21 protein-coding genes and 3 tRNA genes are annotated in these 19,303 nt (G+C 71.7%); 3 read left to right on the top strand and 21 right to left on the bottom strand.

The annotated features are described in order from the left end of the window. Positions 1-379: 379 nt before the first annotated feature. From rplL to ACFV1W_RS35270, 11 genes are all read right to left on the bottom strand, one after another. Positions 380-766 carry a 50S ribosomal protein L7/L12 gene (gene rplL / locus ACFV1W_RS35320; RefSeq protein WP_033355166.1) on the bottom strand — a complete coding sequence of 129 codons (387 nt, stop codon included), beginning with the start codon at positions 764-766 and terminating at the stop codon, positions 380-382. Between the two features lie 90 nt (positions 767-856). Continuing rightward, positions 857-1,420, bottom strand: coding sequence for a 50S ribosomal protein L10 (rplJ, locus tag ACFV1W_RS35315; protein WP_380421359.1), 564 nt, complete (start codon positions 1,418-1,420; stop codon positions 857-859). Positions 1,421-1,777: 357 nt separating this feature from the next. Continuing rightward, entirely contained in the window at positions 1,778-2,656 is an 879-nt protein-coding gene (locus ACFV1W_RS35310) for a hypothetical protein (RefSeq protein ID WP_380421358.1), read from the bottom strand. Positions 2,657-2,788: 132 nt separating this feature from the next. After that, positions 2,789-3,730, bottom strand: coding sequence for a hypothetical protein (locus ACFV1W_RS35305; RefSeq protein ID WP_380421357.1), 942 nt, complete (start codon positions 3,728-3,730; stop codon positions 2,789-2,791). A 106-nt stretch (positions 3,731-3,836) separates the two neighbouring features. Next, entirely contained in the window at positions 3,837-4,670 is an 834-nt protein-coding gene (locus ACFV1W_RS35300) for a hypothetical protein (protein ID WP_380421356.1), read from the bottom strand. A gap of 104 nt (positions 4,671-4,774) precedes the next feature. Beyond that, the gene (locus ACFV1W_RS35295; protein ID WP_380421355.1) at positions 4,775-5,560 is read right to left on the bottom strand and encodes a hypothetical protein; all 786 of its coding nucleotides are present in this window, start codon (positions 5,558-5,560) and stop codon (positions 4,775-4,777) included. Positions 5,561-5,781: 221 nt separating this feature from the next. Then, on the bottom strand, positions 5,782-6,504 hold the full coding sequence (gene rplA, locus ACFV1W_RS35290; protein WP_030290441.1) for a 50S ribosomal protein L1: 723 nt from the start codon (positions 6,502-6,504) through the stop codon (positions 5,782-5,784). Positions 6,505-6,608: 104 nt separating this feature from the next. Continuing rightward, the gene (rplK, locus tag ACFV1W_RS35285) at positions 6,609-7,043 is read right to left on the bottom strand and encodes a 50S ribosomal protein L11 (protein WP_207809812.1); all 435 of its coding nucleotides are present in this window, start codon (positions 7,041-7,043) and stop codon (positions 6,609-6,611) included. 167 nt (positions 7,044-7,210) lie between these two features. Next, positions 7,211-8,110: a transcription termination/antitermination protein NusG gene (nusG, locus tag ACFV1W_RS35280; protein ID WP_380421354.1), complete on the bottom strand. Its 900-nt coding sequence runs from the start codon at positions 8,108-8,110 to the stop codon at positions 7,211-7,213. Positions 8,111-8,316: 206 nt separating this feature from the next. Continuing rightward, entirely contained in the window at positions 8,317-8,643 is a 327-nt protein-coding gene (gene secE, locus ACFV1W_RS35275) for a preprotein translocase subunit SecE (RefSeq protein ID WP_380421353.1), read from the bottom strand. A 150-nt stretch (positions 8,644-8,793) separates the two neighbouring features. Next, positions 8,794-8,866, bottom strand: a tRNA-Trp gene (locus tag ACFV1W_RS35270). 286 nt (positions 8,867-9,152) lie between these two features. Between ACFV1W_RS35270 and ACFV1W_RS35265 the strand changes: the two genes are divergently transcribed. Both ACFV1W_RS35265 and ACFV1W_RS35260 read left to right on the top strand, forming a co-directional pair. Then, positions 9,153-10,400: a pyridoxal phosphate-dependent aminotransferase gene (locus ACFV1W_RS35265; protein ID WP_380421352.1), complete on the top strand. Its 1,248-nt coding sequence runs from the start codon at positions 9,153-9,155 to the stop codon at positions 10,398-10,400. A gap of 124 nt (positions 10,401-10,524) precedes the next feature. Beyond that, positions 10,525-11,571 carry an adenosine deaminase gene (locus tag ACFV1W_RS35260; RefSeq protein ID WP_380421351.1) on the top strand — a complete coding sequence of 349 codons (1,047 nt, stop codon included), beginning with the start codon at positions 10,525-10,527 and terminating at the stop codon, positions 11,569-11,571. Here ACFV1W_RS35260 and ACFV1W_RS35255 read toward each other — a convergent pair. From ACFV1W_RS35255 to ACFV1W_RS35220, 8 genes are all read right to left on the bottom strand, one after another. Continuing rightward, a complete protein-coding gene (locus ACFV1W_RS35255; RefSeq protein WP_380421350.1) occupies positions 11,561-12,604 on the bottom strand; it encodes a UDP-N-acetylmuramate dehydrogenase in 1,044 nt (347 codons plus the stop codon). The two genes, ACFV1W_RS35260 and ACFV1W_RS35255, sit on opposite strands and share 11 nt — an antisense overlap. Before the next feature lie 64 nt (positions 12,605-12,668). Next, on the bottom strand, positions 12,669-14,189 hold the full coding sequence (locus ACFV1W_RS35250; RefSeq protein WP_380421349.1) for an MFS transporter: 1,521 nt from the start codon (positions 14,187-14,189) through the stop codon (positions 12,669-12,671). 94 nt (positions 14,190-14,283) lie between these two features. Then, on the bottom strand, positions 14,284-14,826 hold the full coding sequence (locus ACFV1W_RS35245; RefSeq protein WP_380421362.1) for a TetR/AcrR family transcriptional regulator: 543 nt from the start codon (positions 14,824-14,826) through the stop codon (positions 14,284-14,286). A 148-nt stretch (positions 14,827-14,974) separates the two neighbouring features. Beyond that, a complete protein-coding gene (locus ACFV1W_RS35240) occupies positions 14,975-15,397 on the bottom strand; it encodes a MaoC family dehydratase (RefSeq protein WP_380421348.1) in 423 nt (140 codons plus the stop codon). A 5-nt stretch (positions 15,398-15,402) separates the two neighbouring features. Continuing rightward, positions 15,403-15,861 carry a MaoC family dehydratase N-terminal domain-containing protein gene (locus tag ACFV1W_RS35235; protein ID WP_380421347.1) on the bottom strand — a complete coding sequence of 153 codons (459 nt, stop codon included), beginning with the start codon at positions 15,859-15,861 and terminating at the stop codon, positions 15,403-15,405. Positions 15,862-15,990: 129 nt separating this feature from the next. After that, entirely contained in the window at positions 15,991-16,155 is a 165-nt protein-coding gene (gene rpmG, locus ACFV1W_RS35230) for a 50S ribosomal protein L33 (protein ID WP_006604855.1), read from the bottom strand. A gap of 83 nt (positions 16,156-16,238) precedes the next feature. Continuing rightward, positions 16,239-16,311 (bottom strand) — tRNA-Met (locus ACFV1W_RS35225). A gap of 43 nt (positions 16,312-16,354) precedes the next feature. Continuing rightward, positions 16,355-16,427: transfer RNA gene (locus ACFV1W_RS35220), tRNA-Thr, on the bottom strand. A 227-nt stretch (positions 16,428-16,654) separates the two neighbouring features. On the opposite strand from ACFV1W_RS35220, the gene ACFV1W_RS35215 reads away from it, so the two are divergent. Continuing rightward, positions 16,655-17,923, top strand: a complete 1,269-nt coding sequence (locus tag ACFV1W_RS35215) for a hydrolase (protein ID WP_380421346.1) — start codon at positions 16,655-16,657, stop codon at positions 17,921-17,923. 332 nt (positions 17,924-18,255) lie between these two features. On the opposite strand, the gene ACFV1W_RS35210 is transcribed toward ACFV1W_RS35215, so the two are convergent. Both ACFV1W_RS35210 and ACFV1W_RS35205 read right to left on the bottom strand, forming a co-directional pair. Beyond that, complete coding sequence (locus ACFV1W_RS35210; protein ID WP_380421345.1) at positions 18,256-18,930, bottom strand: response regulator; 675 nt, start codon at positions 18,928-18,930, stop codon at positions 18,256-18,258. After that, the coding region (locus tag ACFV1W_RS35205) for a sensor histidine kinase (RefSeq protein WP_380421344.1) at positions 18,923-19,303 on the bottom strand (381 nt) is incomplete at its 5' end. The genes ACFV1W_RS35210 and ACFV1W_RS35205, both read right to left, overlap by 8 nt.

Raw genomic sequence — 19,303 nt, 5'->3', positions numbered from 1 at the left:
GTGGAGTCATTTCCCGCCGGAGCCACTGGTTATGCATCCAGCGGCGAACCAACCGGGCGGACTCGCGCCTTGAGAATCGCGCGCCTCGCCAGGTTCGTCAAGGGCCCGCCGGCGGCGCGGACCTCGACCCGTCTATCGGCCCGGAACCCTCCGGCGTTACAGAAGCCGTGGTCGGGACCACTGTCGACGATGGTGATCACCATACTCCTCGACGCCGACAGTACCGAGTGAGCGATCGGCCACACCGGTGGTTCCCGGCCTCCCCGCCAGGCCCCCGCCCGGCTCCCGCCCGGCTCCCGCCCGGGAACGCAAAAGACCGGGCCGACCACCCACAAGGGTGATCGGCCCGGCCTCAGGCCCCCTCAGAGGGGGCGAGAAGTCACTTGACGGTGACCTTGGCGCCGGCACCCTCAAGGGCGGCCTTGGCCTTCTCGGCAACGTCCTTGGCAACCTTCTCCAGGACCTTGGCACCAGCGGTGTCAACGAGGTCCTTGGCCTCCTTCAGGCCGAGGGAGGTCAGGGTGCGCACCTCCTTGATGACCTGGATCTTCTTGTCGCCGGCCGACTCGAGGATGACGTCGAACTCGTCCTGCTCCTCGACAGCGGCCTCGGCGCCACCGGCGACGCCACCAACGGCGGCAACGGCGACCGGGGCGGCGGCGGTGACGTCGAACTTCTCCTCGAAGGCCTTCACGAAGGCAGCGAGCTCGATGAGGGTGAGCTCCTCGAACTGCGCGAGCAGCTCGTCCTGGGACAGCTTCGCCATGATTGGCGTCCTTCCACTAAATCGGCAGGTGGTGCCGGATGTACGGGTTGGCGGGCGTACGGGCCCGCAGCGAGGCGTGAGCCTGCCGAACTACTCGGCGGCCGCGTCCTCGGCGGCGGGAGCCGGCGTACCGGCACCGCCCTGCTCGACCTTGTCGCGCAGCGCGTCCACGGTGCGGACGAGCTTCGACGGCAGGGCCTGGAAGAGCGCGGCAGCCTGGGACTGCTTGCCCTTCAGGGCACCCGCCAGCTTGGCGAGCAGCACCTCGCGGGACTCGAGGTCCGCGAGCTTCTTGATCTCATCGGCGGACAGCGCCTTGCCGTCAAGGACACCGCCCTTGATGATGAGAGCGGGGTTCTCCTTGGCGAAGTCACGCAGAGCCTTCGCCGACTCCACCGGGTCACCGGTGACGAAGGCGACAGCCGTCGGACCGTTGAACAGGTCGTCGAGCTCCGAAATCCCGGCCTCGTTGGCCGCGATCTTGGTCAGCGTGTTCTTCACCACGGCGTACTCGGCGTTGTCGCCGAGCGAGCGACGCAGGGTCTTGACCTGCTTCACCGAGAGACCGCGGTACTCGGTGAGCAGCGCCGCGGAGGAGCCACGGAACTTGTCCGTGATCTCGGCGACGGCAGCAGCCTTGTCGGGCCTGGCCATAGGCTTACGCCTCCTTCCGTGATGTCGAAGTCCGGCCGACCGCGAAAGTCGACCATTCACGCCTCGAACCGACCGGACGGAAGGAAAGCCCTTGCGAAATGCAATGAGCCCCGGTGCGCAGGCGCACGGGGCTCTCAGCGACCTCAACGGGCGGTAGCGCGAACGCGCCACCCGGAAGTCGAAGCTCCAGACACACCTGCGCGGGCTGTCTGCGACGAAGCGCAGATCCTTCGGCCACCTGTTCCCTGACGGGCGCGGCGGCAACCAGCGGTCTTTGGCTTCGGCAACAGTAACCGGACCCGTCCACAGGACGCAAATCGCCCTCGGACGGGTGAACCGGGGCGGGTAGGGAGCGGCTCAGCGGGCCAGTGGGGAGACCGTCCGGACCCCGGTGTCCACGGTGTCCGTCTCGGCCGGGGCCTGGGCCGAGAGCAGCGGGCCGGCGGGGTCGGAGTAGATCACCGAGTCGTCCGCCCGGCCGCTGTCGCCGTTGCCGGTGCGCTGGAGCCGGACCAACTGGTCCTTGTCGTTCAGCCAGAGATCCAGGGTGAGCGAGATCGAGCCGCCCGGGGCCAGCGCGGCCCGCAGGTTGTCCCGGCGGGCCTGGGTCAGCCCGGTCTGGGCCGCCGCGTACTTCTCGGCGGTGGTGGTCACCCGGTAGTGCTCGACGGTCGAGTCCTCGTACTTCTCCTCGCCGACGAGGCCGGCCTCCGCCCCGTCCGCGGTGGCCGCGGCCAGCGCCTCGACCGGGTTCAGCAGGTCGATCAGCCCCGCGTACGGGACCTCCTTGTGGCCGTCCGGAGCGGACGGGACGGTGAAGCGCTCCCAGTGCTTGCCGCCGTTCCTGGCCGCGGTGGCGGCATCGCCGCCCTGGTAGGCGACGGTGTCCACGACGATCAGCTGCTCGGCGTCACCCGGGGTGGAGCGCTTGGTCTGCAGCGCCGTCTTGGGCGCCCAGAACAGCGGGCCGGACCCGGCGTCCGCGCCCAGCCGGTAGCTGACCTTGGCCCGGCGGGCGGTCTGCATGGCCAGTTCGGCGGAGAGCAGCACCCCGTGCGGTGAGCGGTCGGTCGGCCTGGCCGGACCGGTCGGGGTGGCGGTGGTCGGGGAGGGGCTGCTCGCGCTCGACCCGGCGGACGGCGTGGCGGACGCGCCGTCGCCCCCGCCGCAGCCGGTCAGCCCGCTCGCGAGCACGGCGACGACGGCCAGTGCCGCCAGCCGTTGCCGTCCCGCCATCGTCCGTTCCTCTCTCACCGGGCCACCTTGCCATCCGGACCCGGATCCGCCGGTGGCGGCCCCCTGGTCGCACCCCACCGGCCCCGGCCCGTCCACCGGTCGGACGAGTCGGGGCCGGAGCGGGGGCCGGGGTCAGCTGTCGGCGGCGGCGTTCTGGCCGAGCTTGGCCAGCTCGGTGAACTCGACCGTGTCGGACTTGTCCGGCGCGGTCGTGGTGACCGGGGTGCCGTAGTCGGAGTAGTTGACGGAGAACTTCATCGCGCCGGCCTTGGTGTCCGCCTGCACGGACTGCTTCAGCACCAGCTGGTCGGCGTCCACCCAGACGTCCACCGTCTCGCTGGTGATCCCCGCGGTGGTCAGCGCCTGCTTCATCTGGTCGAGCTGCTCGGGGGTCAGCTGCCCCCCGCTCGCCTTCGCCATGTCGGCCACCTTCAGCACACCGCTGTAGCGGGTGGCCGACTTGCCGTTGACCGTCTCCCGGCCGACCTCGGTCACGGTGCCGGAGGCGATCAGGGTGCGCACCCCCTCCACCGGGTCGGCCTTCTTGAACTGGTCGGCACCGCCCGCGCCGCCACCGGCGGCGGCGCCCTGCATCTTGGCCACGTCGCCGTAGCCGATGTGCACCCAGTGCCGCCCGTCGGACGCCTGGAGGGCGTCGCCACCGAGCTTCATGTACATGCCGTCCGTGACGAACCGGTAGACGAACGCCGTGCCGCCGATGCTGCTGGTCATCTTGTCGGCGCCCGGCATGCCGGACATGTCCATCGTCATGTCGCCCCGGAGCCCGTCGCCCCAGGCCATGGCACCGTCGGCCTTCATGGTGATGTTGCCGACGGTGATGTCCTCGGTGACCTTGGCGGACTTGGCCGCGCCGGTCTTCTTGGTGACCTGCTCCAGGAAGACCGCCGGGCTCACCTTGGCCGGCGGCGCCGCCTGGGTGGTCGCGGCGGCGGCCGTGGTGGGCGCGGCCGGGGCCGCGTTCTTGCCGGAGTCGTTGTTGTCGTTGCAGGCGGTCGCGGTCAGCGACAGTGCGCCGAGGACGACGGCGACGGCGGCCTTGCGGGTTCCAGCCATGGTGTTCCCCCCTTGAGAACCCCCGGGCGCGCGGTGCGCCCGGGTCGGTAGCCGGTGGTTGCTGCGGACGGTCCCGGCGCAGCGCCGGTTCGAGCGTCGGGCCGGATCAGCCGAAGAGCTTGAGGAGGTCGGCCTCGGAGCCGAGTTCGCCGGCGGCGGGCGCCTCGACCTTGCTGCCCTTGCCCAGGTCGGAGTACTTGACGGTGACGGCCTTCGACTCACCGTTGGTCTCGCCGTACTCCTGGTACTTGACGAGTTCCTGCTTGTCGCTCAGCCAGAAGTCGACGGTGAGGGTCTTGCCGTCCTCCTCCAGCGTCTTCTGGACGGACTGGCGCTGCTCGGGCGTGAGCGCGGTCATCCCGGCCACCAGGGTGGCGGTCTCCTCGACCGCCCGCAGGTGGGTGGTCTGGACGCCGTCCACGCTCTCCTGGCCGACCTTGCTCAGCTTTCCGCTCCCGGCCGCGATGGTGAGCTGGACGACCGGGTTGGTCATCTGGCCCATCACCACGAAGGCGCCGCCCATCTCCTGCGAGGAGGGCACCTTGACCCAGTGCTTCCCCTGCAGGGCCGCGGCGTCGTCGCTGCCGACGTAGGCGTCGGCCCCGATCACCCGGATCTTGAGCTTCTTGCCGTCCATGTCGCTGGACACGTCCAGGGCGACCTTGCCCGGGTCCTTCCAGTCGACGGTGCCCGCGCCACCCGGGCTGGTCGGGTCCGGGGAGGTCATGGCGACCTTGCCGTTCCCGGCCTTCTGCATCACCAGGGCGGCGGCGGTGAGCGCGGCCTTCGGGTCCGCGGTCAGGCCGGCCGGGGCGGCCCCGGCGTCCTTGGTGTCAGCGGCCGCCTTGTTGTCGCCGCCACCCTTGCTGCCGCAGGCGGTGGCGCCGGCCAGCAGGACGGCGGCGGTTGCGACGGTGGCGGCGAGACGCACGGCACGCATGGAAGTACCCCCCGTAAGTTCTTCGGAAGAGCCGATCCTCAGCTCCTTCTCATGCGGACTCTAACGGATCGCCCGGACGGACCCGCACCGGATGTCCCCTCCGGTCATCCGGCCGCCGCGGCGGGCGTCGTGTCCCCCGCTCCGGAGGCTGAGACATCCGTCGTGGTCACCGTGGTTCCGGTGCTCCCCCGCGCCGTCTCGCGCAGCCTCAGCAGTCGCGGGCCGGGCCCGACCCAGACGTCGTAGCCGATCTGCGCGACCCCGCGCTGCCGGTACCAGTCGACCACCCCGGCCAGCCGCTGGGGGCTCAACTCCCCGTCCGCGCCGAAGTAGTCGGCCACCGGGACGGCGCCCTGGTAGTGGGCGGCGGTCACCCCGGCCAGCTGCTCGCCGCCGAGCGAGCGGAGCCCGTCCGTCCGGGCCATCGCGTACGCCCGGCCGCCCGGATTGTTGACCAGCGTGCTCATCCAGCCGCCCGCGTAGCCGCCGGGGTCGATCCCCGCGTTCGGGTCGAGCGACTCCGCGGTGGCGCGGTCCGCGTGCTTGGGCGCGGCGCCCTGGTAGACGAGGTCGATCGCACCGTCGTGGAGGGTCAGCCGTCCGGCGCCCAGTTCGTCGGTGACGGCCAGCGCGGCCTCGTCACGGTCCCCCCAGACCAGCGTCCCGCCCGCGGTGCGCCGGCCGTCCGGGCCCTCCCGCACCACGTCGATCCGGGCGCCGCCGGTGTCGTCCAACGCCTGGGCGGCCGCGAGCACCACCTGCTTGGGCGGCACCGGCGCCGGCTCACCGGGGACCTGGGCGCCGGGGGCGGCCAGCATGCTGCAGCCGGTGGCGGTCCCGAGCAGCAGCAGGGCCGCCGCGAGCGCGGCGGGGCGAAGGGCGGGCGGCACGGCACACTCCGGCGGTCACAGGTTCTCCACATGAACTGACCGGCAGAGCGTACGACGGCTCGGTCAACCGTTCCCATCCGCCCGTGTCCCGATCCCGCAACCGTTTCCGCAGCCGTCCGCGCCGCCGGGGCCGGGCGGGCCGGAGACGTACGACGGCGGGCCCGCACCCCCGGTGAAGGGGGTGCGGGCCCGCCGTACGAGCTGCTCTAGAGCACTGGGGCTCAGACCGCGGCCGGGTCCTCCTCGACGAGGAGGTTGCGGGTGCGGTTCGGGTCCACCTGGATGCCGGGGCCCATGGTGGTCGAGAACGCGGTCTTCTTGATGTAGCGGCCCTTGGCGGCGGACGGCTTGGCGCGGAGCACCTCGTCCAGCGCGGCGGCGTAGTTCTCGACCAGCTGCTCGTCGGTGAAGGAGGCCTTACCGATGATGAAGTGCAGGTTCGAGTGCTTGTCGACGCGGAACTCGATCTTGCCGCCCTTGATGTCGTTGACAGCCTTGGCGACGTCCGGGGTCACGGTGCCGGTCTTCGGGTTCGGCATCAGGCCACGGGGACCGAGCACGCGGCCCAGGCGGCCGACCTTGCCCATGAGGTCCGGGGTGGCGACGACGGCGTCGAAGTCCAGCTTGCCCTTCGCGACCTCGTCGATCAGCTCGTCGGCACCGACGATGTCGGCACCCGCAGCACGCGCGGCCTCGGCACGCTCGCCGGTCGCGAAGACCAGGACCCGAGCGGTCTTACCGGTGCCGTGCGGGAGGATCACGGTGCTGCGGACCATCTGGTCGGCCTTGCGCGGGTCGACGCCCAGACGCATGGCGACCTCAACGGTGCCGTCGAACTTGGTGGTGCTGGTCGCCTTGGCGAGGCGGACGGCCTCAAGCGGGGCGTAAAGGCGCTCGCGGTCGACCTTGGCGTCCGCGGCCTTCAGAGCCTTGCTGCGCTTCACTGCTGCTCCTGAATGGTGATGGGAGTTGTGGTAGTCAACGGGCCTGCGCAGGCCCTACCACGGGGAACGGCTACGCCGTATCTGTCCCTGGCGGGACGGGGGGATCAGCCCTCGACGGTGATGCCCATCGACCGGGCGGTGCCGGCGATGATCTTCTCCGCCGCGTCCAGGTCGTTGGCGTTCAGGTCGGGCATCTTGGTGGTGGCGATCTCGCGGACCTGGGCGCTGGTGAGCTTGGCGACCTTGGTCTTGTGCGGCTCGCTGGAGCCCTTGTCGATACCGGCGGCCTTCAGGATGAGGCGCGCGGCCGGCGGCGTCTTCGTGATGAAGGTGAAGGAACGGTCCTCGTAGACCGTGATCTCCACCGGCACGATCATGCCGCGCTGCGACTCGGTCGCAGCGTTGTAGGCCTTGCAGAACTCCATGATGTTGACGCCGTGCTGACCCAGCGCGGGGCCGACCGGCGGCGCCGGGTTGGCCGCACCGGCGTTGATCTGGAGCTTGATAAGCCCCGTGACCTTCTTCTTCTTGGGAGGCATGTCTCTCCGGGTCCTTCCGAGAGGTGATTGCTGGTGCGTGCGGAACCGGGGCGACACCCGGTCGCCAGCACACACATCGGACCAGGCTAACGCGTCGGCGCCGCTGGACCAAAACGGATTCGGGGCGGGGGCCCTCGGCCCCCGCCCCGAATCCGAAGACCTTGGGACTAGTTCTTCTGGATCTGGTCGAAGGAGAGCTCGACCGGGGTCTCCCGGCCGAAGATCTCGACCAGGCCCTTGACCTTCTTCGAGTCGGGGTTGATCTCGTTGATGGTCGCCTGGAGGGTCGCGAACGGGCCGTCGGTGACGGTGACCGAGTCGCCGACCTCGAAGTCCAGCACCTGGATCTCGGTCGGCTTGACCGGCGAGGGCTTGCCGGCCTCCTTGGCGGCCTGGCGCTCGACGTCCGGGGCGAGCATCTTGACGACCTCGTCCAGGGTCAGCGGGTACGGGTCGTAGGCGTTGCCGACGAAGCCGGTGACGCCGGGGGTGTTGCGCACGACGCCCCAGGACTCCGGGGTGAGGTCCATGCGCACCAGGACGTAGCCGGGGAGCTTGTTCTGGCGGATGGTCTTGCGGTCGCCGTTCTTGATCTGGACGACCTCCTCCTGGGGCACCTCGGCCTGGAAGATGTACTCCTCGACGTTCAGCGAGACGGCGCGCTGCTCCAGGTTCTGCTTCACCCGGTTCTCGTAGCCGGCGTAGGTGTGGATCACGTACCACTCGCCCGGCATGAAGCGCAGGTCCTCGCGGAACTTGGCGACCGGGTCGACCTCGGCCTCGACCTCGGCCTCGGCGGACTCCTCGGACTCCTCGGCCTCCTCGGCGGCGAGCTCCTCGGTGCCCTCCTCCGCCGCGGCGGCCTCCACGTGCAGCGCGGACTCCTCGGCGGCCTCGCCGGCCTCGGCCTCGTCGTACGCCTCGACCTCGTCCTCGTCGCTGTCCGCGGCGTCGACGATCTGCTCGGCGGACTCGGCGTCGTCAGCCAGCTCGGCCGCGTCCAGCTCGGCGGCGACATCCGCCTCGCGGACGGTCTCGTCGGCGTCGTACAGGGGGGACTCAGACACGGTGGCTGCTTCTTTCCTGGAGATGGTGAAGGTGGCGCGCTCCGAAACCGGACCGGCGCGCGGCCGCTCGCGCGGGCGCCAGGAGAGGTCTCGGAGACTTCAACAGTACCGAGTCCACGGTACGCGCGCGTACGTCCGCCGCCGACAGCTCGACCCGGGCCGATGATTCGGCCCGGGTCGGGAGGTGGTTCGGAGGTGGGGCTCGATCAGCCGAAGACCAAGAGGCTCAGCTTGGCGAAGCCGTAGTCGAGGCCGTAGACGAAGCCCATCACGACCACGACGAAGGTCACCACGACGGCGGTGTAGTTGGTGAGCTCGCTCCGGGTGGGCCAGACGACCTTGCGCAGCTCGGCGATGATCTGGCGGTAGAACAGGCCCATGCGCGCGAAGAGGCCCTTCTTGGCCCGCTTGCCGGACTTCTTCTGCTTGCCGGACTTCTTGTCGCCCTCGACAGCAGCGGTCTCGGCAGCGCCGTCGGTCCCCTCGGGGTTGCCGCTCTCAGGCGTTGCGGTGGAGCCCGTGGTCTCCGTCACTCGTCCTCACCTGAATCCGGGTCCGGCCGAACATCGCCTGCGTACCCGTTTCAGGCACGAGCGGTCGGCTTAAGCGGTGCTGATCGGTGCCCTCTCCGCATCAAGCCCGCTCGCTCTGTGGAGCGAACGGGCTGAGTACGGATCAAGCAGCAGGGCAAGAGGGACTCGAACCCCCAACCGCCGGTTTTGGAGACCGGTGCTCTACCAATTGAGCTATTGCCCTACAGAACCTCGCGGCTCCTGGTGGCGACCAACCTACCGCATCTCCCCCCGCTGTCCGTACAGGCGGTGAAAGCTCCGGTCTTTTTCGGCGGGCCGTCGAGGAGCGAGTGTACGTGGTCGGAGGCTGTTTGGTCGAACCTCTTCTTCCGGGGCCGCCGCCCGCCCGGCGGATGTCCGGCCGGGCGCGGCGGTCACCGGCGGATCGGCGGTGGCCGGGATGCGGACGGACCCGTACGGATGGTGAAACCGCGATGACCGGTCCGTCCCGGTTCTGCGACGATGCAGGCATGAGCGCTTCCACCCCGCAGCCCGACCCTTCCATCCGCCCCGCCGACCGCCGGGTCTCCGCCCGGATCGGCGCGATCGCCGAGTCCGCGACCCTCGCCGTGGACGCCAAGGCCAAAGCCCTCAAGGCGGCCGGCCGTCCGGTGATCGGCTTCGGTGCCGGCGAGCCCGACTTCCCCACGCCGGACTACATCGTCGAGGCGGCCGTCGAGGCCTGCCGCGACCCGAAGAACCACCGTTACACCCCGGCGGGTGGCCTGCCCGAGCTGAAGTCCGCGATCGCCGCCAAGACGCTGCGCGACTCGGGCTACGAGGTGGACGCCTCCCAGGTGCTGGTCACCAACGGCGGCAAGCAGGCGATCTACGAGGCCTTCGCCGCGATCCTGGACCCGGGCGACGAGGTCATCATCCCGGCCCCGTACTGGACCACCTACCCGGAGTCGGTCCAGCTGGCCGGCGGTGTCCCGGTGGAGGTCGTGGCCGACGAGACCACCGGCTACAAGGTCTCGGTCGAGCAGCTGGAGGCCGCCCGCACCGAGAACACCAAGGTCGTGCTCTTCGTCTCGCCGTCCAACCCGACCGGCGCGGTGTACACCGAGGCCGAGGCCGAGGCGATCGGCCGCTGGGCGCTGGAACACGGCCTGTGGGTGCTCACCGACGAGATCTACGAGCACCTGGTCTACGGCGACGCGAGCTTCACCTCGCTGCCGGCCCTGCTGCCCGAGCTCGCCGACAAGTGCATCGTGGTCAACGGCGTCGCCAAGACCTACGCGATGACCGGCTGGCGGGTGGGCTGGGTGATCGGCCCCAAGGACGTGATCAAGGCCGCGACCAACCTCCAGTCACACGCCACCTCGAACGTCTCCAACGTCGCCCAGCGCGCCGCGCTGGCCGCCGTTGCGGGCGACCTGGACGCGGTGGCCGAGATGCGCGAGGCCTTCGACCGCCGCCGCAGGACCATCGTGCGGATGCTCAACGAGATCGAGGGCGTCCTGTGCCCCGAGCCCGAGGGCGCGTTCTACGCGTACCCGTCGGTCAAGGGCCTGCTGGGCAAGGAGATCCGCGGCCGGCGGCCCGAGACCTCCGGCGAGCTGGCCGCGCTGATCCTGGACGAGGCCGAGGTCGCGGTCGTCCCGGGCGAGGCCTTCGGCACCCCCGGCTACCTGCGGCTCTCCTACGCGCTCGGCGACGCCGACCTGGTCGAGGGCGTCAGCCGGATCCAGAAGCTGCTCGGCGAGGCCCGCGACTGACCCCGCGCCCCCCGACGTCAACCCGACGTTCGCGATTCACCCGGCGCACCGCCCTCTTTCACCCCTTCGGGGGATGGGAAGAGGGCGGTTCCCGTTTGGGGGCCGCATACGGCAGTATCGGAAAATGGAACGCCTGTTGAACCCGCGAGACGTCAGGGGCCTCCCGAAGGCCCACCTGCACCTGCACTTCACCGGCTCGATGCGGCCCGCCACCCTGCTGGAGCTGGCCGACAAGCACGGCGTCCGGCTGCCGGAGGCGCTCAGCTCCGGCGAGCCGCCCAAACTGCGGGCCACGGACGAACGCGGCTGGTTCCGCTTCCAGCGCCTGTACGACACCGCCCGCTCGGTGCTCCGCGACGAGTCGGACATCCGCCGGCTGGTCCTGGAGACCGCGGAGGACGAGCGGCGGGACGGCTCCCGCTGGCTGGAGATCCAGGTCGACCCGACCTCCTACGCGCCCCGGCTGGGCGGACTGATCCCCGCGCTGGAACTGATCCTGGACGCGGTGGAGCACGCCGCCACGGCCACCGGGGTGGGCATCCGGGTGCTGGTCGCGGCCAACCGGATGAAGTCCCCGATGGACGCCCGGACGCTGGCCCGGCTCGCCGTCCGCTACGCCGACCACGGCGTGGTCGGCTTCGGCCTCTCCAACGACGAGCGCCGCGGTCTGGCCCGGGACTTCGACCGGGCCTTCGAGATCGCCCGCAAGGGCGGCCTGCTGGCCGCCCCGCACGGCGGCGAGCTGGCCGGGCCGGAGTCCGTCCGGGACTGCCTGGACGACCTGGGGGCGGGCCGGATCGGCCACGGCGTCCGGGCCGCCGAGGACCAGCGGCTGATGGACCGGCTGGCGGACCGCCAGGTCACCTGCGAGGTCTGTCCCTCCTCCAACGTCTCGCTCGGCGTCTACGAACACCCCGAGCAGGTGCCGCTGCGCCGGCTGTTCGACGCCGGGGTGCCGCTGGCGCTCGGCGCGGACGACCCTCTGCTGTTCGGCAGCCGGCTCGCCGCCCAGTACGACCTGGCCCGGGACGCCCTGGGCTTCAGCGACGCCGAACTCGCCGAGCTGGCACGGCAGTCGGTGCGCGGCTCGTGCGCGCCGGAGGCCGTCCGCAAGGAGCTTCTGGCGGACATCGACGCCTGGCTGGTGGACGGGCACGCCCCTACAGCTTGACGCCCACCATCACCGGCTCGTTCACCAGCTCCACCCCGAAGGCCTCGCGGACCCCGTCCCGGATCTCCCGGGCCAGGGCCAGCAGGTCCTCGGCGGTGGCCGTACCGCGGTTGGTGAGCGCCAGCGTGTGCTTGGTGGACAGTGTCGCCGGGCCGTCGCCGTAGCCCTTGCCGAAGCCCGCCCGGTCGATCAGCCAGGCCGCCGAGGTCTTGGTGCAGCCCTCCGGGGCCGGGTAGGCGGGGGCGTTCTCGGTGCCCGGGCGGGTGCGGAAGGACTCGTACTGGGCCGCCGTGAGCACCGGGTTGGTGAAGAAGGAGCCGGCCGACCAGGTGTCGTGGTCCGCCGGGTCCAGCACCATCCCCTTGCCGGCCCGCAGTCCCAGCACCGCCTCGTACGCCTCGACCAGCGGCACCGGCTCGCCCTGCTCGACGCCGAAGTGCCTGGCGACCTCGGCGTACCTGACCGGGGTGGAGAGCCCGGAGCGGTCCGCCAGGGCGAAGCGCACCCGCAGCACCACGTAGCGGTCCGGCTCGGCCTTGAAGCGGCTGTGCCGGTAGGAGAACGCGCACTCGGCGTTCGTGAGGGTGACCACCTCGCCCGCCGCCCGGTCGTACGCGACCACCTCGGTGACGGTCTGGGCCACCTCCTGGCCGTACGCGCCGACGTTCTGCACCGGGGTCGCGCCGGCCGAGCCGGGGATGCCGGCCAGGAACTCGATGCCGGCCAGGCCGTGCTCGCGCACCGCGCGGGTGACCGCCTCCGACCACACCTCGCCGGCCGCCAGCTCCAGCACCGTGCCCTCCAGGGCGAAGCCGGTGGTGGCGATCCGCAGCACGGTGCCGGGGAAGCCGGCGTCGCCGATCACCAGGTTGGAGCCGCCGCCGAGGACCAGCAGCGGCTCGCCCGCCGCGTCCGCCTCGCGGACGGCGGCGATCACCTCGTCGTCGGTGTGGGCGGTCACCAGGCGGCGGGCCGGGCCGCCGAGCCGCAGCGTGGTCAGCGGGGCGAGGGGGGCGTCGTTTTCTACCAGCACGCCCACCAGCGTAAGGGGACGGAGGCGGCCGCCCGGGCCGCCCCCGTCGTACCGCACCCGGCGCTCAGGCCTTCGAGACCTCGGCCGGGACGGGCTGGCCCTCCCCGGCCGCCGCGGAACGCTCGATCACCGCGGCCTGCTCGGCCCGGCCGGCCCCCGATGCCTTCGCCCGGCGCGGCAGCACCAGTGCGCAGACCCCGCCCGCCAGCACGAGCCCGGCGCCGACGTACAGCGCGGGCACCATCGCGTGGACGAAGGTCCCCGCCGAACCGTCGCCGCCGCGCGCCGAGAACACCGCCGACAGCACGGCCACCCCGAGCGCGCCGCCCACCTCGCGCAGCGCGTTGTTGGCACCGGAGGCGACGCCCTGTTCCTCGGGCCGGACGCTGTCCATCACCATGGCGGCGGTCGGCGCGAAGTACATCGCCATCCCGACGCCGCACATCACCACGGCGGGCACCACCGGGGCGTACTCGTAGTGCCCGAGCCCGTCGTTGATCGCCGCGTACAGCGCCAGGCCGACGCCCTGCAGCGTCAGGCCGACGAGCACGATCGGGCGGCCGCCGAAGCGGTCGGCCAGGATGCCGGCGAGCGGCGCGACGACCAGCCCCACCCCCGTCCACGGGAGCATCCGGATGCCGGCCTCCTGCGGTGTGTAGCCGCCCACGGTCTGGAGGTGCTGGCTGATCAGGAAGATCGAACCGAACATCCCGAGGAACATCAGCAGGCCGGAGGCGTTGACGGCGGCGAAGGTCCGGTTGCGGAAGAGCCGCATCGGCAGCATCGGGTGCTCGGCGCCGCGCTGCTCGTACCGCACGAAGGCGATCAGCAGCACCAGGCCGCCGGCCAGGGCGGCCAGCACCAGCGGGCTGGTCCAGCCGTCCGGGTTGCCGCGGATCAGGCCGAGCACGACGCCGAACAGGCCAAGGCTCACCAGGACCGTGCCGACCGCGTCCAGGGCCGGGCTGGCGCCGAAACTCTCGCGCAGCCGCAGGGCGGCCAGCGGCACCAGGGCGACGCCGACCGGGACGTTCACCCAGAAGATCCACTGCCAGGAGAGGTGCTCGGTCAGGGCACCGCCGATCAGCGGGCCGGCGGCGATGGCGAGGCCGTTGACGCCCGCCCAGATGCCGAAGGCCATCCCGCGCCTGACCGCAGGTATCGCGGCGGTCAGCAGGGTGAGGGTGAGCGGCATCGACACCGCGGCACCGACGCCCTGGAGGGCGCGGGCGGCGATCAGCGCGCCGATGCCGGGCGAGAGCGCGGCCGCGGCGGAGCCGGCGGTGAAGAGGCCGAGGCCGATCAGGAACATCCGGCGGCGGCCGAAGCGGTCGCCGAGCGCCGCGCCGAACATCAGCAGCACGGCGAAGGACAGGGTGTAGGCGCTGACCGTCCACTCCAGGTCGGACAGTCCGCCGCCGAGCTCCTCGCGGATGGACGGCAGCGCGGTGGTGACGACCAGGTTGTCCAGGGCCGCCATGAAGCCGGCGAGGCTGGTGATCGCCAGGGTCCAGACGCCGGTGCGTCCGAGGCCCGGTTTCTCGGTCGCGAGCTCCGTCGCGTTCTTGGTCGTGATCTCCGTCATGACTCCACTTCCCCCCGGGGTTTCCCAGATAGTTATTGATCACTAACTTTCAGGAACCGAAAAATGGGCCGCACGGACTCCACCGTGCGGCCCGCTACTCCCCGCCCTCGTGCTCGCCGAAGCCGTCCCAGATCCGGTGCTCCCGGGGGAAGCCCAGCGCCACCAGGGTGTTGATCAGCATCCCGTACGCGAAGAACTCCGTGGTGCCCTGCACGTCACCGCCGACCCGCTCCCGGACCCGCTCGAACAGCTCTCCCCACAGCTGGCGGGCCATCTCCCCGATCTCGTCCTCGCCCGCCATCCGGGAGGCGAACACCGAGACGTAGAGCTGCATCTGCATCATGAGCTGCTCGCGGTCCTCGACCAGCCCCATGTACGCCTCGGACATCGCCGCAGCGGCCTCCTCCCCGGTCAGCCCGACGGACGCCTCGTCGAAGACCCGCCAGGTCTCCTCGATGCAGCGTTCGGCGGCGGCCGTGAAGATCGCCTGCTTGCCCGGGAACAGCCGGAACAGGTACGGCTGCGAGACGCCCACCCGGCGGGCGATCGCCTCGGTGGACGTGCCCCGGTAGCCGTGCCTGGCGAATTCGATCACCGCGGCCCGGACGACGCTCTCGCGCCGCTCCTCCGCGCTCATCCGCATGCTCGTCTTCGCCACGGGAACCAAGTTAGTGACCAATCACTATCTCGGCAAGCCCGAGAAAACCGCCCCGCAGCCCGTCGAACGGGCCCGGGGCGGCTGACCTCGGAGAACACCCCGGAAAGAGACCGAGGAGTTCGGGGCCTCAGGCGAGCTGGACGACCGCCCGGGACATCCCGAGCACCTTCTGCCCGCCCGAGGTGGCCAGCAGGTCGACCTGCACCTTGCGGTCGTCCAGCTTCTTGGCGACCTTGGCCGAGACCTCGATCACCGCGCCGACCCCGTCGTTGGGCACCGGCACCGGCCGGGTGAAGCGGACGCCGTACTCGACCACCGCGGCCGGGTCGCCGACCCAGTCGGTGACCACCCGGATCGCCTCGGCCATGGTGAACATGCCGTGCGCGATGACGTCCGGCAGGCCGACCTCCAGCGCGAACTTCTCGTTCCAGTGGATCGGGTTGAAGTCGCCGGAGGCGCCCGCGTAGCGCACCAGTGTGGCGCGGGTCACCGGGAAGGACTGCGCCGGCAGCTGGGTGCCGACCTCGACCTCGTCGTAGTCGATCGCCATCGCGCTCACTCCCCCGCCTCGTCGGCGGCCCGGGCCACCAGCGTCATGATCGCCGTCACCACGTGCTCGCCGGTCTCGTCCGCCACCTCGCCGCGCACGGTGAGCACGTCGTTGCCCGCCAGCGACTTGATGTTGTCGATGGTGACCGCGACCGTCAGCCGGTCGCCGGCCCGCACCGGGCGGCTGTAGTGGAACTTCTGGTCACCGTGTACCACGCGGCTGTAGTCGAGGCCCAGCTCCGGGTCCTCGACGACCTGGCCGGCCGCCTGGAAGGCGATCGCGAACGGGAAGGTCGGCGGGGCGATCACGTCCTGGTGGCCCAGCGCCTTCGCGGCCTCCGCGTCGGTGTACGCCGGATTGGCGTCCCCGATCGCGATCGCGAACTCGCGGATCTTCTCGCGGCCGACCTCGTAAGGATCGGTGGGCGGGTAACTACGCCCGATGAAGGACGGGTCGAGCGCCATGGCAGCTCCTCGGAACGCGGGTGGAAACGCGGACGGATACGAAAAAGACTCCGGGCCGCACCCCCGTTGAGGGATACGGCCCGGAGTCGAAGACCTGAATTCACACAGGCCCGGCGCCCTGCGACAGGGTCAGCGGGTCTCGCGGTGCGCGGTGTGCGAGTTGCAGCGGGGGCAGTGCTTCTTCATCTCAAGACGGTCCGGGTCGTTACGCCGGTTCTTCTTGGTGATGTAGTTCCGCTCCTTGCACTCCACGCAGGCCAGCGTGATCTTCGGGCGGACGTCGGTGGCAGCCACGGGAGTGCCTTCCTTGGACAACGAATAAGAACACAACAAGAGTAGCCGACCGGGAGTGCGATCTCCCGACCGACTACGCGGGGTAGCGGTGACCGGACTTGAACCGGTGACACAGCGATTATGAGCCGCTTGCTCTACCAACTGAGCTACACCGCCACAGTGATCAGCAGCACAGCCGAAGCTGACCGCCTTTCACCAGAGCCCCCATGCGGAATCGAACCGCAGACCTTCTCCTTACCATGGAGACGCTCTACCGACTGAGCTATAGGGGCGAACGAGGAAGAGATTACACGTTCCGCGCCCAGAGGTGAAATCCGTATCCCGGGGCGAAGACCGCAGGTCGGCGAGGTGCACGGACGACCGGTCCAAGGCCGGGCGTTCGATCGCCCCACGAGCCGCGCGCCCCGAGCCGATACGACTATTGCCCGCCTCCCGGCGGCCCGCCCTCGGGCGCCATAGGCTCGACGCTCATTGGCCGGGGCACGAGAAGGAGCCGTCGATGGACAGCGCAGCCGCCGACGGGCCGCACTCCGGGCCCGGCCCGGCGGCCAACCCGCTCGGACACGGCCCGGTCCTGCTCCTCACCGGGGCCCGGCTGGCCGACGGCCGGGTGGTGGACGTCCGGGTCAGCGGCGACCGCATCCAGGCGGTCGGTACCGTCGGCAGCCTCGGCCCGCTGCCCGCCCTGCCCGGCACCCCCACCGTCACCACCGGCGCCCGGATCGACCTCCGGGGCTACCTGTTGCTCCCGGCCCCCGCCGAGGCGCACGCCCACTACGACACCGCCTTCTCCGCCGCCCTGCCCACCCCGCCGCCGGACACCCCCGACGACCTCATCCGCCGGGTCACCGAAGCCGCGCTCACCTCGCTCGGCTACGGCGCCACCGCCCAGCGCACCCACGTACGGATCGGCGACGTGCACGGGCTGGGTCGGCTGGAGGCGGTGCTCACCGCCCGCCAGGCGCTGCGGGGCCTGGCCGAGCTCCAGGCGGTGGCGATGCCCCGGCTGCTCACCGGCCGGGCCGGCGCGGACGGGCGCGCCCAGCTGCGCGATGCCCTCAAGCTGGGCGCCACGGCGGCCGGCGGCTGCCCGGAGCTCGACCCGGACCCGGCCGGGTACGTGCAGCTGCTGCTGGAGGCCGCCCGGGAGGCGGACTGCCCGGTGGACCTCCACACCACCGCCGCGGACGCGGCCCAACTCGCCCGGCTGGCAAGCGCCGTGGCGCCGCTACGGCCGCGGGTGACGCTCGGCCCGTGCGGGGCGATGGCCCGCGGCGCGTCCACCGTGCTGGCGACCAGCGGGGTGCGGGTGGTCTGGCTGCCGCAGAACGGCGGCTGCACCGGGCTGGAAGGTCGGCCGTCCGGCCGGCGGCCGGGCCTGGTGACGGAGTTGACCGCGGCCCGGGTGCCGCTGGCGGCGGGCAGCGGCGCCCTGCGGGACCAGTCCAACCCGGTCGGCCGGGCCGATCCGCTGGAATCCGCCTACCTGCTGGCGGCAGGCGGGGAGTTGGACCCGGAGGCGGCCTACGACGCGGTGGCGAACCAGGCCCGGGCGGCGCTCGGGCTCCCTCACGTCAGGGTGGACGCCGGGTTCCCGGCGGAGCTGCTGGCGGTGCGCGGGGACAGCCTGGCCGGGGCACTCGCCGGCGGGCACAGCCGGCTGGTGGTGCACAGCGGCCGGGTGGTCAGCCGGACCAGCGCGGTCCGGGAGTTCGCGGACACGGTGGCGCTGGCGCTGCCCCGGCAGTGCGGCGGCTCGGACTGCTGAGGGCACGGGCCGAAGCGGCGCGGACCAAGGGGCGGACCAAAGGGGCGCGCGCCTTGCGTCGCGCGCCCCTCCCCCACCTACTGGCCGTCCTCGGGGACGGCGGCCGGAGCGGTCCCGGGCTTCCCCCACACGGAGCAGGGCCCGCTCGTTCCGGCACTGACCCTACGACCACGGACCACTGCCCCCGCCCGGTCCTGACGCTCTCCTGTCGCCCACCCACCGTCCTTTGACGACCCTTTGACGCAGGGCCCCTGCTTCGGACACGGCTACGACCACCGCCACCGCCACCGCCACCGCCACGGCTGCGGCTACGGCTACGGCTACGGCTACGGCTACGGCACGTACCGGTATCCGATCCCCGGCTCGGTGATCAGGTGGCGCGGGCGGGCCGGGTCACGCTCCAGCTTGCGGCGCAGCCCCGCCAGGTAGACCCGCAGGTAGTTGCCGCGCGACTCCTGGGCCGGCCCCCACACCTCGCGCAGGATCTGCCGCCCGGGCACCAGCCGGCCCGGGTTCGCGAGCAGCAGTCCGAGGATCCGCCACTCGGTCGGGGTGAGCCGTACCGGGCCGCCCGGGCCGAGCACCGTGGTGGCCGCGAGGTCGACGGTGTGGTCGCCGATCACCGGCCGTTCCGGCGGGACCTCGCCCAGCGGCCGGCGCAGCACCGCCCGTAGCCGGGCCAGCAGTTCCTCCATCAGGAACGGCTTGGTGAGGTAGTCGTCGGCGCCCGCGTCGAGGGCGCCGATCTTGTCGGCGGCGTCGGAGCGACCGGAGAGCACGATGATCGGCATCGGGCCGCGGGTGCGCAGGCCGCGCAGCACGTCCATGCCGTCGAGGTCGGGCAGGCCGAGGTCGAGCAGGACGGCGTCCGGGGCGGAGTGCGCGGCCCGGTCGAGCGCCTCTCCGCCGCTGGCGGCGGTGCGGACGGCGTACTTCCGGGCGCTGAGGTTGATCCGCAGGGTGCGCAGCAGGGCCGGTTCGTCGTCGACGACGAGGATCTCATTCATGCGGTGGCGCCTCCCCAGTGGCGGCATGCTCGGCGGCGGAGTTCTCGGTGACGGGTGGCTCGGCGAGGTGCGGCTCGACGAGGGGCTGGACGGCGGCGGGCAGGGTGAGCAGCATGGTGGTGCCACCGCCGGGGGTGTCCTCGACCTCCAGGCTGCCGCCCATGGCCTCGGCGAGGCCGCGGGAGAGGGCGAGGCCGAGGCCGACGCCGGTGGTGTTGTCGGTGTCGCCGAGGCGCTGGAAGGGCAGGAAGACCCGGTCGCGGTCCTCGGGGGCGATGCCGGGGCCGCGGTCGATCACCCGGATCTCGACCAGGTCGGCGTGGTGGCTGGCGGTGACCAGGACCGGTGCGCCGGGGGCGTTGTGGCGCAGCGC

The organism is Kitasatospora sp. NPDC059648 (assembly GCF_042734825.1).
Taxonomy (GTDB): domain Bacteria; phylum Actinomycetota; class Actinomycetes; order Streptomycetales; family Streptomycetaceae; genus Kitasatospora.
Note: the sequence above shows the minus strand (reverse complement) of the source record. Positions and strands in the feature narration are given on the sequence as shown.

Excerpts from the sequence above, each read along its gene's own strand:
- rplL (WP_033355166.1), bottom strand. The coding sequence starts at position 766 with ATGGCGAAGCTGTCCCAGGACGAGCTGCTCGCGCAGTTCGAGGAGCTC.
- rplJ (WP_380421359.1), bottom strand. The coding sequence starts at position 1,420 with ATGGCCAGGCCCGACAAGGCTGCTGCCGTCGCCGAGATCACGGACAAG.
- ACFV1W_RS35310 (WP_380421358.1), bottom strand. The coding sequence starts at position 2,656 with ATGGCGGGACGGCAACGGCTGGCGGCACTGGCCGTCGTCGCCGTGCTC.
- ACFV1W_RS35305 (WP_380421357.1), bottom strand. The coding sequence starts at position 3,730 with ATGGCTGGAACCCGCAAGGCCGCCGTCGCCGTCGTCCTCGGCGCACTG.
- ACFV1W_RS35300 (WP_380421356.1), bottom strand. The coding sequence starts at position 4,670 with ATGCGTGCCGTGCGTCTCGCCGCCACCGTCGCAACCGCCGCCGTCCTG.
- rplK (WP_207809812.1), bottom strand. The coding sequence starts at position 7,043 with ATGCCTCCCAAGAAGAAGAAGGTCACGGGGCTTATCAAGCTCCAGATC.
- ACFV1W_RS35265 (WP_380421352.1), top strand. The coding sequence starts at position 9,153 with ATGAGCGCTTCCACCCCGCAGCCCGACCCTTCCATCCGCCCCGCCGAC.
- ACFV1W_RS35260 (WP_380421351.1), top strand. The coding sequence starts at position 10,525 with ATGGAACGCCTGTTGAACCCGCGAGACGTCAGGGGCCTCCCGAAGGCC.
- ACFV1W_RS35250 (WP_380421349.1), bottom strand. The coding sequence starts at position 14,189 with ATGACGGAGATCACGACCAAGAACGCGACGGAGCTCGCGACCGAGAAA.
- ACFV1W_RS35245 (WP_380421362.1), bottom strand. The coding sequence starts at position 14,826 with ATGAGCGCGGAGGAGCGGCGCGAGAGCGTCGTCCGGGCCGCGGTGATC.
- ACFV1W_RS35240 (WP_380421348.1), bottom strand. The coding sequence starts at position 15,397 with ATGGCGATCGACTACGACGAGGTCGAGGTCGGCACCCAGCTGCCGGCG.
- ACFV1W_RS35235 (WP_380421347.1), bottom strand. The coding sequence starts at position 15,861 with ATGGCGCTCGACCCGTCCTTCATCGGGCGTAGTTACCCGCCCACCGAT.
- ACFV1W_RS35215 (WP_380421346.1), top strand. The coding sequence starts at position 16,655 with ATGGACAGCGCAGCCGCCGACGGGCCGCACTCCGGGCCCGGCCCGGCG.
- ACFV1W_RS35210 (WP_380421345.1), bottom strand. The coding sequence starts at position 18,930 with ATGAATGAGATCCTCGTCGTCGACGACGAACCGGCCCTGCTGCGCACC.